General features: G+C 45.8%; 13 protein-coding genes. 8 read left to right on the top strand and 5 right to left on the bottom strand.

The annotated features are described in order from the left end of the window. Window positions 1-160: 160 nt before the first annotated feature. The gene (locus QUB14_RS18485) at window positions 161-1,987 is read left to right on the top strand and encodes an N-acetylmuramoyl-L-alanine amidase (protein WP_333218517.1); all 1,827 of its coding nucleotides are present in this window, start codon (window positions 161-163) and stop codon (window positions 1,985-1,987) included. 81 nt (window positions 1,988-2,068) lie between these two features. Next, the gene (locus QUB14_RS18480; protein ID WP_333218516.1) at window positions 2,069-2,464 is read left to right on the top strand and encodes an SH3 domain-containing protein; all 396 of its coding nucleotides are present in this window, start codon (window positions 2,069-2,071) and stop codon (window positions 2,462-2,464) included. Between the two features lie 24 nt (window positions 2,465-2,488). Here the strand turns inward: QUB14_RS18480 and QUB14_RS18475 are convergent, their stop codons facing one another. Together QUB14_RS18475 and QUB14_RS18470 are read right to left on the bottom strand one after the other, a co-directional pair. Further along, complete coding sequence (locus QUB14_RS18475) at window positions 2,489-3,142, bottom strand: Uma2 family endonuclease (RefSeq protein ID WP_333218515.1); 654 nt, start codon at window positions 3,140-3,142, stop codon at window positions 2,489-2,491. A gap of 79 nt (window positions 3,143-3,221) precedes the next feature. Beyond that, entirely contained in the window at window positions 3,222-4,199 is a 978-nt protein-coding gene (locus QUB14_RS18470; protein WP_333218514.1) for a hypothetical protein, read from the bottom strand. 63 nt (window positions 4,200-4,262) lie between these two features. Here QUB14_RS18470 and QUB14_RS18465 point away from each other — a divergent pair, with 63 nt between their 5' ends. Continuing rightward, window positions 4,263-5,459, top strand: a complete 1,197-nt coding sequence (locus QUB14_RS18465; protein ID WP_333218513.1) for a CapA family protein — start codon at window positions 4,263-4,265, stop codon at window positions 5,457-5,459. Between the two features lie 201 nt (window positions 5,460-5,660). Here QUB14_RS18465 and QUB14_RS18460 read toward each other — a convergent pair whose 3' ends face one another. After that, the gene (locus tag QUB14_RS18460; protein WP_333218512.1) at window positions 5,661-6,410 is read right to left on the bottom strand and encodes a cobalt-precorrin-6A reductase; all 750 of its coding nucleotides are present in this window, start codon (window positions 6,408-6,410) and stop codon (window positions 5,661-5,663) included. Window positions 6,411-6,589: 179 nt separating this feature from the next. Between QUB14_RS18460 and QUB14_RS18455 the strand changes: the two genes are divergently transcribed. Continuing rightward, window positions 6,590-7,408, top strand: coding sequence for a tetratricopeptide repeat protein (locus QUB14_RS18455; RefSeq protein WP_333218511.1), 819 nt, complete (start codon window positions 6,590-6,592; stop codon window positions 7,406-7,408). A 288-nt stretch (window positions 7,409-7,696) separates the two neighbouring features. Here the strand turns inward: QUB14_RS18455 and QUB14_RS18450 are convergent, their stop codons facing one another. Together QUB14_RS18450 and QUB14_RS18445 are read right to left on the bottom strand one after the other, a co-directional pair. Further along, window positions 7,697-7,933, bottom strand: a complete 237-nt coding sequence (locus tag QUB14_RS18450) for a hypothetical protein (RefSeq protein ID WP_333218510.1) — start codon at window positions 7,931-7,933, stop codon at window positions 7,697-7,699. 282 nt (window positions 7,934-8,215) lie between these two features. Next, a complete protein-coding gene (locus QUB14_RS18445) occupies window positions 8,216-9,016 on the bottom strand; it encodes a TIGR01548 family HAD-type hydrolase (RefSeq protein WP_333218509.1) in 801 nt (266 codons plus the stop codon). Between the two features lie 177 nt (window positions 9,017-9,193). Between QUB14_RS18445 and QUB14_RS18440 the strand changes: the two genes are divergently transcribed. From QUB14_RS18440 to obgE, 4 genes are all read left to right on the top strand, one after another. Further along, window positions 9,194-9,505, top strand: a complete 312-nt coding sequence (locus QUB14_RS18440; protein WP_278187374.1) for a 30S ribosomal protein PSRP-3 — start codon at window positions 9,194-9,196, stop codon at window positions 9,503-9,505. Window positions 9,506-9,892: 387 nt separating this feature from the next. Continuing rightward, complete coding sequence (locus QUB14_RS18435; protein WP_190662358.1) at window positions 9,893-10,966, top strand: class I SAM-dependent methyltransferase; 1,074 nt, start codon at window positions 9,893-9,895, stop codon at window positions 10,964-10,966. Window positions 10,967-11,382: 416 nt separating this feature from the next. After that, the gene (locus QUB14_RS18430) at window positions 11,383-12,279 is read left to right on the top strand and encodes a Mo-dependent nitrogenase C-terminal domain-containing protein (protein WP_333218508.1); all 897 of its coding nucleotides are present in this window, start codon (window positions 11,383-11,385) and stop codon (window positions 12,277-12,279) included. Window positions 12,280-12,957: 678 nt separating this feature from the next. Then, complete coding sequence (gene obgE, locus QUB14_RS18425) at window positions 12,958-13,998, top strand: GTPase ObgE (protein ID WP_333218507.1); 1,041 nt, start codon at window positions 12,958-12,960, stop codon at window positions 13,996-13,998. The last annotated feature ends 117 nt before the right edge of the window (window positions 13,999-14,115 follow it).

Genomic DNA, 14,115 nt, shown 5'->3' with positions numbered 1-14,115 from the left:
CTCAATTGCAACTACAAACCTGATAAAATGGGGCCTGTATAGTAAATAGGACTTACGGCTAATTCTCAGAAACCCGGTTTATTCCCGGATTTCTCCCGGGTTTCTTAGCGCAAGTTCTAGTATAAATAACCAACAGAGTCTCAATTAGTTGCAGTTTAGAATGAGAAAATTTTTAGCATTATGTGTGTTTGGGCTGATAATGGCGATCGCCTCTGTAGCTGTGGCGGCTCAACCTTTGTTCGTCTCTTATCCTCCAGCCAACCACAAAACTACAGCCGATCGCATCTTTTTAATCGGCACAGCGCCCGCACCGGGACAAGTGTTAGTAAATGGCAACCAAATTTCGCGCACCGCATCCGGGCATTTCGCCCCAACTTTTCCGCTGCAACTCGGCGAAAATCTCTTTACCTTGCGTTACGAAAATCAGGAAGTCAAAATTAAGGTGACGCGGGAGTCGAATCAGCCGCAAGTCCCTGTAGGATTGGCTTTTGCTAAAGATTCCCTGACGCCGAAAGTCGATGTGGCGAGTTTGCCGGGGGAATATATTTGCTTTGGGGCGATCGCACCTGCGAATGCTCAAGTTTCGGTAAAATTGGCGGGCGTTACTATTCCTTTAAAAGCGCGATCGCAAGTCGAACTACCCGACAACAAATCTGTACTGTTAGGTGAAAACTCCCCGATCAAAAAAGGCGGCAGCGAACAGTATCAAGGCTGCGGTCAAACCCCCCCCAACCCCCCCTTGGTCAGGGGGGAAAATGACTCTAACTCCTCGCTACCAAAAAGGGAAAAAGTGGATTTAGGAGTGCCTGTATTTGAGCTAACAATGAACGATAAAACTATCAGCCAGGAGGGTACTGGCAAGATTTCTATTCTTTCTCCGGCTGACTTAGAAATAGCCGAAGTAACAGCAGATCCCGGTGTTGCCCGAACCGGCGCGAGTACAGATTTTTCTCGGATGACACCGCTGCCGAAGGGAACGCGAGCAACAGTTATCGGGCGCGAGGGAGAATGGCTCAGGCTCGATTACGGTGCTTGGATTAAAGCATCAGAAGTGCGAGTTGTCAAGGATGCAGTGCCTCCGCGATCGATTATTCGCAGCGCCAGTTCGCGTCAAGTTTCCGGCTGGACAGAGGTATTATTTCCCTTAGAAATACCCGTCCCAGTCACGGTGCAAGAAGGAGAACGCACTTTCACTTTAACCCTGTACAATACTACCGCTCAAACTGACATTATTCGCATCCAGGATGACCCCGTAATTTCGCGTTTGGAATGGCAACAAATATCGCCGCTGCAAGTACAATACACTTTTAATCTCAAATCCGCCCAACAGTGGGGTTACAAGTTGAGATACGACGGCACAACTTTAGTGTTGTCTTTAAAACACCCGCCTGCGAATACAAGCGCGGTGCCCAATTCGCAAGCAAAGCCGCTGTCGGGAATTAAGATTCTGATCGATCCGGGACACGGCGGGCCGGAGGATGGAGGTGCTGTGAGTCCAGTGGGGATTAGAGAAAAAACAGTAGCTTTAACTGTGTCGAAATTGGTGCAAGAGGAATTGGTAAATCGGGGCGCGAATGTGCTAATGACGCGGGTAGAAGATGTCGATTTGGATTTGCCACCCAGGGTGGAAATGATTCAAAAAGAAGAACCTGCGATCGCAATTTCAATTCACTACAATGCTTTGCCAGATAACGGCGACGCCATTAAGACTAAAGGCGTGGGCGCTTTCTGGTTTCACCCGCAAGCGCACAGTTTGGCAACCTTTTTGCACAATTATTTAGTTGCCAAGTTGAACCGTCCGAGCTATGGTGTATTCTGGAACAACTTAGCAATGACTCGTCCTGCCGTTGCTCCATCTGTTTTAATGGAATTGGGATTTATGATCAATCCCGAAGAGTTTGAATGGATTGTGAATCCGACAGAACAGAAGAAGTTAGCCGAGGCGATCGCCCAAGGTGTTACCGAATGGTTTGCCTCTGTCAAATAATAGTTAGTAGTAACGACTGAAGTTTTTTTCTAAAAAATCATAGTCAGGACTTCAGTTCGGCCAATCCAAGGAAATGAAATAATGCTAATTTTTACTCAATCAAAAGCCTTTTTTATTGCAGCCGTCGTTGCAAGTCTTAGCTTCTCACTTTACAGTTTTCCTGTTTTCGGCAAGCAGCAAAGTCTTTCTCCCGCCAAAGCCGAAGCTTTAAAAAAGCAAACTCAATGCTCGTTTATTACAGGTGAAGGTGGCGCTGTTAACATTCGCAAAGGCCCAGGCAATCAGTACCCGGTTGTTGCTAAATTGAAAAGGGGAGACGGAGTTAGGGCTGTCAGCAGACAAGGTAAGTGGGTGAAAATTGCGGCCAGGTTTTCAGGTAATCCTCCTAATGAAACTTTTACACTCCTTGACGGTTGGGTGAGCAATCAATTTATTAATGGCTGTTCCGAAGACCAATTTGACAGGTGGCGGAAATAGGGAATTTGGTTTGTAGTAAGGACTTCACTCCTGACTTGAAATGACAACTAAAGTCTTCACTACAAACCACACCGGGAGATTTTTAAAAGTGGTACACAAAAGACGATCGCCCTGATTCATGTGTTGCATTCTCAACCAGCTAAACATCTGTTCGGCAGTGATATTTAGGGGAATCATTTCGGGCATAGGAAGGACATCGCTACCTTCGCAGAATTGCGGTTGTTGGTTGGGCAAAAACGCTAAAATCGATCGATCATCTGGATCGATCAGCCACCCCAACTGACAATTATGTTGAAGACAGTGAATAATTTTTCTAGTTACGCGATTTGAGCTTTGCTGTGGCGACAGGATTTCGATCGCCCAATACGGTGCAATTAGCACATCATCTACTGGTTCGCCACTGTCATCAAATTGAATCTGTTCCCATAATAATACCGCAATATCTGGAACAATCGATCGACCGCCAAACGTACACCGCAACTCTGGAAACGCATAAGCTATCTTTGGAGTTTCCGTCACCTGATTAATTTCGTTGCAGGCTTTGGATTGCAATCGGCTGTGCTTTATTTTGGTCAGCGGTTTTTGGATAATTTCCCCCTCAATGTATTCGCTGGCCGGTTTAGTTTCTGGCAGTTTCAGAAATTCTTCCAGGGTGAGGCGCCCAGTTGCGATTGTCATAAATAAATTCCTCGATTATACCTATCTTCAGTCTAAGCAAAAAAAATATTTATCTTGCATTAAAATGGTGTTAGATAGCCTAATTTTCCGGAACAATTTGCTGTTTAAATTCAAACAAATTAGGATTGGTAGGGTCATAAAAAGCCCGCAACCAATGCACGTTTGGAGAACCAAAAGTTTCAACTCTAGTAAAATTTTTCATTCTCGGTAGTTGAGTCTCATCGGTAAAATAGGGTAAAGGTTTATCGATGCGGAAATAGTGAGTATCGCCGTGGACGAATACAACCTGCCCTGGGAAATTGCCTGTTTCTGTTTCCAAAGTTGCGATAAAATCGTTGTAGCCACTTCTTCTTTTGTCCGTCGGATCGAGTTCAAATCCGGGATTTGCCTGTGCAACTAACATAATTCCTTTGCTGTTGCTGCGTTTGGCTAAAGCAAAACATTCTTTGATCCAGGCTAAGTTAGCCCAATTGCGATCGGCATATTCTGCATCTGCTTCGGGAGTGCGGCCAAAATTGTTGTTGCTTCCCGGCATATTAATCGCGAAAAACACAACGCCATGATAAATCCAGCGAACATTTTCGCGGAATTTAGCAAACTGCGGGTTTTCGCTTTGACGGGTAAGAGTTAAGGTGCGCTTTCCCAAACTTTGATTACCCGGGCTAAAGATTTCCCGCAGTTTAGCGAGTCTTTCTACTGGATCGTAACTGCCGTTTTTTGAACGGTGGCAATCTGTCCATTCATTATCGCCATAGGCAAGAATAAACGGCATCTCAAAATTGTCAAATAACTGCTTGCGGCTGACAAAAGTTGCATCATCGCAGACACTAGAACCGTTTTTAATGTCGCCGTCGTGGACGACAAACGCTGCGGGCGATCGATTGATATCTGCAATCAAACTCGGAAATTTTGCTTCTTGTTCGGCACTGTAGGGCAAATCGCCAATTAAGGCAAATTCAAAAGGTCTATCGCCCGAAGTTTGAGCGTAAGTTAAAACCCCAAAACCCGTAATTGCTACAAAAACAATTAAGGCAAGAATTAGATAGTTTTTTTTCATTTTTTGAGCAGTAAGTAAATTATTTATGATACCATATTAGCCGACAAATTACTCTAAAAAATCATGAATTTTCGTCGGTTGCTCTCGATAATTGCTATGCTTTCGATCGCAGGCTGCAATATCCAAACGCCAAAAACCAACACACAGCCTACAGAAAGTCGATCGCCAATAGCAACCCCTGTTCCCCCCAAACCACAGTCTGAGATCGAAGAAGCAAAACTAATTGCTGTCGGCGACATCATGATGCACAGTACCCAAACGCGATCGGGCTACGACGCAAAAAAGAAAACATACAATTTTGACACTTTCTTCGCACCAGTTAAAAGTATCCTATCAACAGGCGATTGGGTGATCGGAAATCTCGAAACACCTTTAGCGGGCGAAGATGCGGGCGGATATACGGGATATCCGCTATTTAACGCACCGGCTCAATTAGCGGATGCGACTAAAAAAGCCGGATTTAATATCTTGACAACCGCCAACAATCATGCTTTAGACCGTGGAGAAAAAGGAGTAATTAGGACGATCGCCAATCTGAGCGATCGCAAAATTGCCTCAACAGGAACAGCCACATCAGCCGCCGAGGCTTCACGCACTTTAATCAGCACCAAAAACAACATTTCACTAGCCCTGCTAGCCTACACATACGGCACAAACGGCATTCCCATACCCAAAGGCAAAGACTACTTAGTTTCGCTAATAGACCAAAAAAAGATAATCAAAGACATTGCCCAAGCCCGAAAACAAGGAGCAGATATTATCGCAATTTCCCTGCATTTTGGCAATGAATATCAGCGACAGCCAAACAGCGAACAAAAACAATTAGTTGAAAACCTATTAAAAGCTGGTGCAGACATCATTCTCGGCAGCCATCCCCACGTCGTCCAACCTTACAAAATTTTTAACTTTTCCGGAAAAAATGGCAAAACTCGCAAAGCTGTAGCAATTTATTCAATGGGAAACTTCATTTCCGGTCAAAATAAAAAATATACAGACTTAGGCGTAATTTTGCAAGTAAATATTCGCAAAACATTTCCCGAAAAAACTACAGAAATTACCAGCATCAAAACCTTTCCGACTTGGGTACACCGCTATACTCAGAACAATAAAACGAACTATCGCGTTTTGCCCTTAGAAACAACTGTCAGCCAGAAAAAAGATGCACTACTAGCAACTTCACAGTATCCTGTTTTATCAAAATATTTGCAGGATATGAACAATCATCTTAACTCTTTGAATAGTCCGAAAAAATCTAAGTAATTGGGTATTCGAGGCACAGCAGATCAATTTGTATTCCCAGGCAGAGGCGGGAAGGAAGTTTATGTTTTGTGAAACAGGCATCTTGCCTGTTAGTAACCTTTGGGGGCGGGCAAGATGCCCACCCCAAAAAAAAATTTATGTCTTGTGAAACAGGCATCTTGCCTGTTACTAAAATTGAGGCAAGATGTGAGTAAGATTAAATTAATTCAATTGCTCCCTCAGCCAAGCGATCGCCCCTTCAACATCAGCAACCTGCTCAACATCGGGTATCGGCGGTCGCTGCACCATCACAACCGGAATTCCCAGTTCCCTAGCCGCAGCAATTTTAGCATAAGTAGCACCGCCCCCGCTGTTTTTGCTAACAATTGTATCAATCTGATATTCTAATAGTAATCTACGCTCGTCTTCCAATGAAAAAGGCCCCCTTGCTAATAACAATTTACCATTAGGAACAGGAGTATTTAGTGCTGGAGGATCGATCGCCCGCATTAAAAACCAAATAGCATCCAAACCTGCAAACGCAGCCAATTCCTGCCTACCAATCGTGAGAAACACCCGCTGAGACAGCCCTAATAAAGCTTTTGCAGCCTCCGAGTGGCTGGCAACTTCAATCCAGCGATCGCCCTCCACCCTCTCCCAAGCTGGACGCACCAGCATTAAATAGGGCACATTGCATTCAGCCGCAGCAACAGCAGCATTGGCAGAAATCTGAGCGGCAAACGGATGAGTAGCATCAATTAACAAGTCGATCGGGCGATCGAGCAAAAACTGCGCCAGCCCAGCCGCCCCACCAAACCCCCCAATTCGCACCGTACCCGTTTTGGGGGTAAAAGGCTGTTGAGTGCGTCCTGCTAGCGAAGATATCACCTCTATTTCAGCAATTTGAGACGCTCTTACCGCCAGTTCCGCAGCATCCCCCGTCCCGCCCAAAATTAGCAACCGTTTTTTCACCAAATTCTCCCTAACTTATTGAGATTTTAGATTTTAGATTTTAGATTTGTAAATGACTGATGAAATAAGGGTTCGGAGGTTGCCTACAGTCACATCCTTTTTTGAAACTGGTACCATCCAAGCAACGCCCCCAATTTCGGTTAATAATATGTTTAGTAAAGTTTAAACTGCCAACAACGATGATTCGCTCACTTTTGACATTTTTTACAGTATTAATTGTAACCGGGTTAGTTTGGTTGGGAAATATCGCGCCCGCTACCGCACAAGTACAACCAACAGATATCGCCACTCCCGAACAGGAACTGGGAGAACTCGTACAAAAAGCTTTTGAAGCTACAAATGAAGGCAAATTTCCCGCCGCTGAAACTTTTTGGACTCAAATTATTGACAAATTTCCCTCACAAGCCGCCGCTTGGAGCAACCGAGGCAATTCTAGAGTCAGCCAAAACAAACTACAAGCAGCTATTTCCGACTACGAAAAAGCGATCGAACTAGCTCCCGACGCCCCCGATCCATACCTAAACCGCGGCACCGCCTTAGAAGGTTTAGGACGCTGGGAAGAAGCGATCGCCGATTACAATCACGTGCTAGAATTAGACCCCAAAGATCCAGCCGCATACAACAACCGAGGCAACGCCGAAGCCGGTTTAGGAAAATGGGAACCAGCAATTGCCGACTACAGCAAAGCCTTTGAATTAGCCCCCGAATATGCCTTTGCGCGCGCCAATCACGCCCTCGCACTTTATCAAAACGGGCAAACCAAAGAAGCTATTCGCAACATGAAAAATATCGTCCGCAGATACCCCCAATTTGCCGACATGAGAGCCGCCCTCAGCGCCTGTCTTTGGGAAGCAGGAAAGCGCGGCGAAGCTGAGAGCAATTGGGTAGCTGCGGTTGGCCTCGATCCCCGCTACAAAGACCTCGATTGGGTTGCCAATAACCGTCGCTGGCCACCAGTTGTAGTCAGTGCATTAGACAAATTCTTGCACTTGAAATAATCTCACAACACCAATAAAAAACTGCGAGCATCCCCATAATGGTGGGGTATAATTCCTAAAAGGGATGCTCCCAAGAATTGCCAAATATCATCCTAAGCTAGCAGTAAACAAACTATTGAATAACAATTCCAACGGGAGCATCTCATATTTATAAAAATACTTCTTCAGGCTCCTTTATTCTGACTTCTGACTCTTTTCTCCTGGCTCCTGACTCCTGACTCCTAACTCCACTTTCTAGCTTGGCTGCTTTCATTGAGATGCTCCCGTGAGATGCTCCCAATTTTCTTCTCAAAACTCGTATTCAACTTCTCCGACAACAATCTTATCTGTCACCAACATTCTGTACAGTTCCACTTCTTCAACAGAAACTTTTCCGTCAGCCCAAATCGCTCTGTTGATGTCTTCCATTTCTTGCTTAGATATCTTGCCGTCAGCAACAGCTCGCTCGATTTGGACTTGGAGCTTTTCTAGTTGCCGAGTTTCTTCCGGCGTAGGTTGTTTATCACTCGATCGCGAAACTAACATAGTTGCTTTCTCCTAGAGCTTGACCTCTACTCTGTACTAAGCCACCGCAGCAGATATTGTCAACTCAAAGATGCAAAAATTGACAAATAAATGTAACAAAACTACATTTACTTGTCAGTAGGATAAGGTGCCAAATTATTTAACAAAATTACATTTGTTTGTCAATAATATCAATTCCGGCTGCGCCGGAATAAAATCAAATCCGCGCTTCATCGTCGGGCGTAAAGTCGAATCCCGAGGCCAACAAATAATTCGCGCAATTTTCATTTTTTTGACTCACTGTCAACAGTCAACAGTCAACAGAACTAATTCCCCAATCCGCGCAGCCGTCAACTCTTCGACATTCCTGAAAACCGCTGCTGCACCAGCAGTTTTCAGCGCTGCAGCATAAGCATCGCAGCGCACAAAATCATCCAAAACATGAGGCGGCAAAATTCCGATTCCCAGCCAAACCCGATTTGGTTGCACTTCCCGCGCCTTCACAACCGTGTAAATATCGGCAACCGTATCTCCCGCGTAAATCACGGGCAAATTTTTTTCTAAACCGTGCAGGTTTTCCAACTGTTCAATTGCCGCGAAAAGTCCAGCCGGATCGGGTTTTCCCGGTGCATCTTCCATCGCCACCAACACAGGGGAATTTAAACTCAGTTTCCCTGATAAAACATAAGCAGCTTCATCTCGCATCGCCCCGCTAAAAAAGCCCCAAAAAATACCTCCCACTGTTAAATTTTCCAGGTAAGCCGGACTTAACAACAGCGGTTCGCTACAAATGTAACCAGTCCAATTTTTCTCATCGGGCCCGCGATAGCGACTTTGGAAAAAAGCCACTAATTCGTCATAGTTGAGAGCGAGTTCGTTTCTCGATCGCCCAATCCCCTCAAAATAACGGCAAACTAACTCGAAAGATGCCTGCCAGTCATTATTCCACACTCCCTCAGACTTCAAAGAGTCGATATCGAGAGAATTCGGGCGAAAAGCACCCGCCGTGAAATGTTCCACCGCATCCGCGATCGCCCGCCGATAAGAACCGGACACATCCCGCACCACACCGTCAATGTCGAAGACTACAATAACTCTGTTCACAACTTAACCATCCTTGTACCTAGGGCGGGTGAGAACCCAAATTTTATCTGTTCTCAGCCCCTGAGTGGCGCTAAAACCAGCCGCGCCACAAAACTTTTCATGGCCGATGACCAATTATCGAACAGAGTGTGCTACGCTTAGCGATTGTAGAAATTTTTAACAAGTTCGATCGGAACCCTGGAGGTTTGCTTGTCCAAGTTCATCTTAAAAGTTCTCTGGCTAGAAGAGAATGTTGCCCTCGCCGTTGACCAAGTTGTCGGCAAAGGAACTAGCCCGCTGACATCCTACTTTTTCTGGCCTCGCAAAGATGCGTGGGAAGACCTCAAAAACGAACTCGAAGCCAAACACTGGATTGCTGATAACGATCGCGTCGAAATCCTCAACCAAGCGACAGAAGTAATCAACTACTGGCAAGAAGAAGGCAGACGGCGCCCGATGACTGAAGCTCAGTCAAGATTCCCCCAAGTGACTTTTACCGGCAGCAACTAAGCCCAGCTTTAATTTGCTACCCATATACATTGCCTGTTATGGCTGACGAGGGGAAGGAGAGAGGGGAGAAGGCGAGAGGATTTGACGCTTTTTCCACCTCGCCGTGAAACATACAATTTAAATGCGCTACAGCTTATCTTGATACTAACTCCGATTTTGGAACCTACTCGCGTTTTGGGCTTGGTCGATTTGAGATTTGAGATTTGAGATTTATCCAAAATAAAGCTCTCAAATCGGATTTTCTACAATCTAAAAACACTAAGCAACCAAACCCAATAAATCTAAAATCGGCTTTTTTATACTCTTAAATTGTACAGTCAGCTCTCAATAGCCTTCCCTCTGACTAATGACTAATGACTAATAACTAATGACTTCTTCGCGGAATCTATGGGCGCCGAAAGTACAATCAACCAGACCGAACAGCTACCGCTGGTAGTAAATCCCGACATTCTCCAGCAAGCTATCCTCTACAAAATTAATACTCGCATAAACGCTCGCGGAGAATTAATTTTTCCCTGCGTACCGGGAATGCTAAGCCACTATCTCAAGTCGATAGAAAAGCTATTTAGCACTCTCGACAGACCCCTGCCCGAAGACCGCAGAGACGAACTCAGCAAGCTTTTAGCCACCAAGTTAGAACAAGGCTACCGCACCTCCACAGCATCGATGTTGATTCTGCAATACGAGTCAGTGCAGCCGCCGCAAACCGGTTTAGCTTGCAAAGTCATTGTTACTACCTCAACAGTTGGAGAACAGTACAAAAGCTGGGTAGATACCAGAGAACCTCCGCTTTTCGGCTCTCATCCAGACGCAAAATTGATGGCAACGGCTGCTAAATTGGGTACGCCCGATCGAGTGCGGATTTTGGACGTGGGGGCTGGTACCGGCCGCAATACGTTGCCCCTAGCGAGATTGGGCTATTCTGTAGATGCGATCGAACTAACTCCAGCTTTTGCAGAACAATTGAAAGCTGCAGTAACGGCCGAAAACCTTCCCGTGACAGTGACTGAAGGCGATGTGCTCGATCCCTTAATGCGGATGAAACCGGCCCGCTACCAGTTGGCAGTTGCCGCCGAAGTCATCTCACATTTTCGAGACAGCGATCAAGTACGGCTTTTCCTCGCTAAAATGTGCGATTCCCTGTGTCCCGGAGGTCTTTTGCTGTTCAGCACGTTTTTAACCGTCGGCGACTACCAGCCGGATGCCCTAGTGCGACAAGTGGCCCAACTCTCCTGGTCTACTTTATTTACGCCCCAAGAACTCGCCACCGCCATGGAAGGGTTGCCCTTAGTCCAAATATCCGACGAATTGGTGTTTGAGTACGAACGCCACCACCTGCCGGAAGGAGCCTGGCCCCCGACGCCCTGGTTTCCCAGTTGGGCCACCGGTCGAGATGTCTTCCCGATGGCAAACGCCCGCCCGCCAATGGAATTGCGCTGGATTTTGTGCCGCCGAAGTTAAAAATATTTGTCATATCTAGGCGGACACAGCAATTAAAACTGTTAACAGGCAGTAACAGTTTCCTCAGATATTTTTTTTCAACAGCTTAAATCCGGCTCGCTGTTAATATTGTCCAGCCTGGACAGAAAAATTTACAAAAATATATATTAAAATGTAAAGAGAGCGAAGTTCGATCGCCCCTGGGCGACAAACCCAGTGTCTGATTAGATCGAACGCTTGCCAACCTTTTATTTGTTGCGAAAAATTGGGTGGCTAATGGCAATCGGGTTTGAATAAAATTCGCTCGCCATCTCGATGGGTGCAACTAGAGTTAAGATGAATTCAACAAACCTATTCCTCGCGATAGATGACTTTTTAGGGGATAGGATTAGCCAATAGATTAGCTCGCTAGTCAGCGATGCTGCTGAGAAACAAATATGCTTTTAACACATCCACTACAAGCGTTTGGAGCAATCTTCAGGCACCAACCTTCCACAAATAGATCATCCATCGACCAAAAAACCAGTAAAAATTATTGGGAGGGGAATATTGAGCCCGCTGTAAACGAACAAATTGACTGGTACATCCAAGTGGAAATGCTAATGAGTAACGCTAAATCTTCCTGCACCAATGAAGAGATTACTGCTTGGCTGCGGGGATTGCTGACAATTGCTTGGGCAGACGGCAACTTTGACGAAGACGAGCAAAAAATGATTGCAAATCTAACTGAGGATGAACTCCACCCGGTATCTTTTGAGGCGGGTTTTGAACCGATTGCCCCAGAGGAATTAGCCGCTGTGTTAGGGGAAGACACCGCCAAAGGCGAGGATTTTTTGAGGACAGCAGTCATGGTAGCCTTGGCAGACGGTACCTACTCGCTCAGCGAAGACGAGGTAATCTATAAGTTTTGCACAGCTTTGGGGCACAATGTAGAGGCGATCGAAGCTCTGCGACACACCATCGAAGACAGCAAGTGCGATGATCCGCAGGGGCCCAGCAGCCAAATCGTCTTTGATGCGAATGTCGCCCCCGCCGCCGGAACACCCCTGTCATCTCGCCTACCTAAACCTCACCACAAAAATGTCCTGCAACCCGTCAAAGACTGGCTTGACGGGTGGGAAATTCACGACCCCAAGCTGGCACACTTTGTCTGCAAAATGATTCCGCCGCAGTGTCCGTTTGAGCGAGATGTCGTCTTATTCGGACGCAAAATCGTGCACATTCCGGCGATGTGCAAGATTAACCCGCTTTACGAACAGTTGGTGGGGATGCGCTTTCGAGCTCTCTGCTATTTGGCAGATGAATGTAAGGAAGATGTATCGTCCTATTGTTAATAGGAATGGGTAATTGCTAATTGGTAATTCATTCCGGGGCGCAAAACCTCTATCTGTAGGATGCGCCCATAAGCACCTTACCGCTATAATTAGCACGTTAAATCAGTATTTGCAGAAGTCGTGTAAGTAGCAATTACTACTTTTCAGTAGAGTATTTTAGATGATTTAGAAACCTATTTTTGGCACAATAAAATATTTTTACAGGTATTCGTCTCTGATATAGCAATCCTCGCATATTTTGTGAATTTCTTACTCCCGATCGAGCGGGTTCGGCGAGGGTTGAGGTGGGGTAAAAAATTTACGACTCCTGCAAGAATGGCTATAAAAACCCAGTTTATTCTGTTTTCGTGCGTGATTCCTGCTAATATCAAATCGGCTTTGATAATACTAATTCAACAAAAGTCTTGGTATCATCCTCAACTTTTTATACAGATTATTAAAAGATTTCGGAGCCGGACACGGCAGTGCCGTTTCCCTACAGATGCTCGCGTACCATCTCTCACTCTGCACTACTTTTCAGAATTGGTATAATTATATTTTTCCGGCAATTGTAAATCGCGACTAAACTTGGCTGTCGTCCGCCGACGCGGACTAAAGGAAAAGGGGGATATGGTACTTGCATCTGGTATAATAATAAGTAATGACTATTGACACTGACTATTGACTACTGACTAAATTATGCAATTTATCGATCGAGCAGATATTCAAGTCGCAGCCGGCAAAGGCGGCGACGGTATGGTAGCTTTTCGCAGAGAAAAGTATGTACCGGCGGGCGGGCCGAGCGGCGGCACCGGCGGGCGGGGCGGTTCTGTGTTTATGGTGGCAGTGGAAAGCCTGCAAACGCTGTTAGATTTTCAGTACAACCGGATTTTTAAAGCCGAAGACGGGAAGCGCGGCGCACCGAAGAATATGACAGGGGCTTCCGGGGAAGATCGCACGATCGAAGTTCCCTGCGGTACAGTTGTTTACGACGCGGAAACTCAGGCAATCTTAGCAGATTTAGTAACGCCCGGACAGACTTTTTGCGTTGCCCAAGGCGGCAAAGGCGGTTTGGGGAATAAGTGTTTTCTGACCAATTCTAACCGCGCTCCAGATTATGCGATGCCGGGAAAAGAAGGTGAACACAAATTTTTGCGTTTGGAATTGAAGCTATTAGCTGAGGTGGGAATTCTCGGGCTGCCGAATGCTGGCAAATCCACTTTAATTTCTGCTTTGTCTGCAGCTCGCCCCAAGATAGCAGATTATCCGTTTACAACTTTAGTTCCGAATTTGGGCGTAGTCAAAAAACCGACTGGCGACGGTACGGTGTTTGCAGACATTCCGGGATTGATTGAAGGAGCGCACGAAGGTGCTGGTTTGGGTTACGAGTTTTTGCGGCACATTGAGCGGACTCGGTTGTTGCTGCATTTGATCGATGTTACGGATGAAGATCCGATCGCCAATTATGTCACAATTCAGGAAGAATTGAAGGCTTACAGGCGTGGTTTAGCCGATAAACCGCAGATTTTGGCTTTTAATAAGGTAGATGCGATCGATCTCGAAAGCGAAGAAATCGGTAATTTAATCAGCCGACTTAAAGAAATTAGCGGCGCTCCTGTTTTGTTGATTTCCGCCGTTAGTAGACTTGGATTGGATGAATTGATGCAGCAAGTTTGGCAGAAACTCGACGAGATGAACGAGAAAGAGGCGGCAGAACTCGAAGCCGTCGCGAGTGTTTAATCGCTTTCTGGTTCCTGAAATTTCCGTGAATGGGTAAGTGGGGCTTGCTGAATAAGTTAAGAAAAATCACGATAGCAATTGAGGAATGATTCAAGTTCAGCGACACATAATTTTTTG

It is taken from the genome of Microcoleus sp. B3-D2 (assembly GCF_036705345.1).
Taxonomy (GTDB): Bacteria; Cyanobacteriota; Cyanobacteriia; order Cyanobacteriales; family Microcoleaceae; genus Microcoleus.
Note: the sequence above shows the minus strand (reverse complement) of the source record. Positions and strands in the feature narration are given on the sequence as shown.

Coding starts and splice junctions, on each gene's coding strand:
- QUB14_RS18485 (WP_333218517.1), top strand. CDS start 161: ATGAGAAAATTTTTAGCATTATGTGTGTTTGGGCTGATAATGGCGATC.
- QUB14_RS18480 (WP_333218516.1), top strand. CDS start 2,069: ATGCTAATTTTTACTCAATCAAAAGCCTTTTTTATTGCAGCCGTCGTT.
- QUB14_RS18475 (WP_333218515.1), bottom strand. CDS start 3,142: ATGACAATCGCAACTGGGCGCCTCACCCTGGAAGAATTTCTGAAACTG.
- QUB14_RS18470 (WP_333218514.1), bottom strand. CDS start 4,199: ATGAAAAAAAACTATCTAATTCTTGCCTTAATTGTTTTTGTAGCAATT.
- QUB14_RS18465 (WP_333218513.1), top strand. CDS start 4,263: ATGAATTTTCGTCGGTTGCTCTCGATAATTGCTATGCTTTCGATCGCA.
- QUB14_RS18455 (WP_333218511.1), top strand. CDS start 6,590: ATGATTCGCTCACTTTTGACATTTTTTACAGTATTAATTGTAACCGGG.
- QUB14_RS18450 (WP_333218510.1), bottom strand. CDS start 7,933: ATGTTAGTTTCGCGATCGAGTGATAAACAACCTACGCCGGAAGAAACT.
- QUB14_RS18435 (WP_190662358.1), top strand. CDS start 9,893: ATGGGCGCCGAAAGTACAATCAACCAGACCGAACAGCTACCGCTGGTA.
- QUB14_RS18430 (WP_333218508.1), top strand. CDS start 11,383: ATGCTTTTAACACATCCACTACAAGCGTTTGGAGCAATCTTCAGGCAC.
- obgE (WP_333218507.1), top strand. CDS start 12,958: ATGCAATTTATCGATCGAGCAGATATTCAAGTCGCAGCCGGCAAAGGC.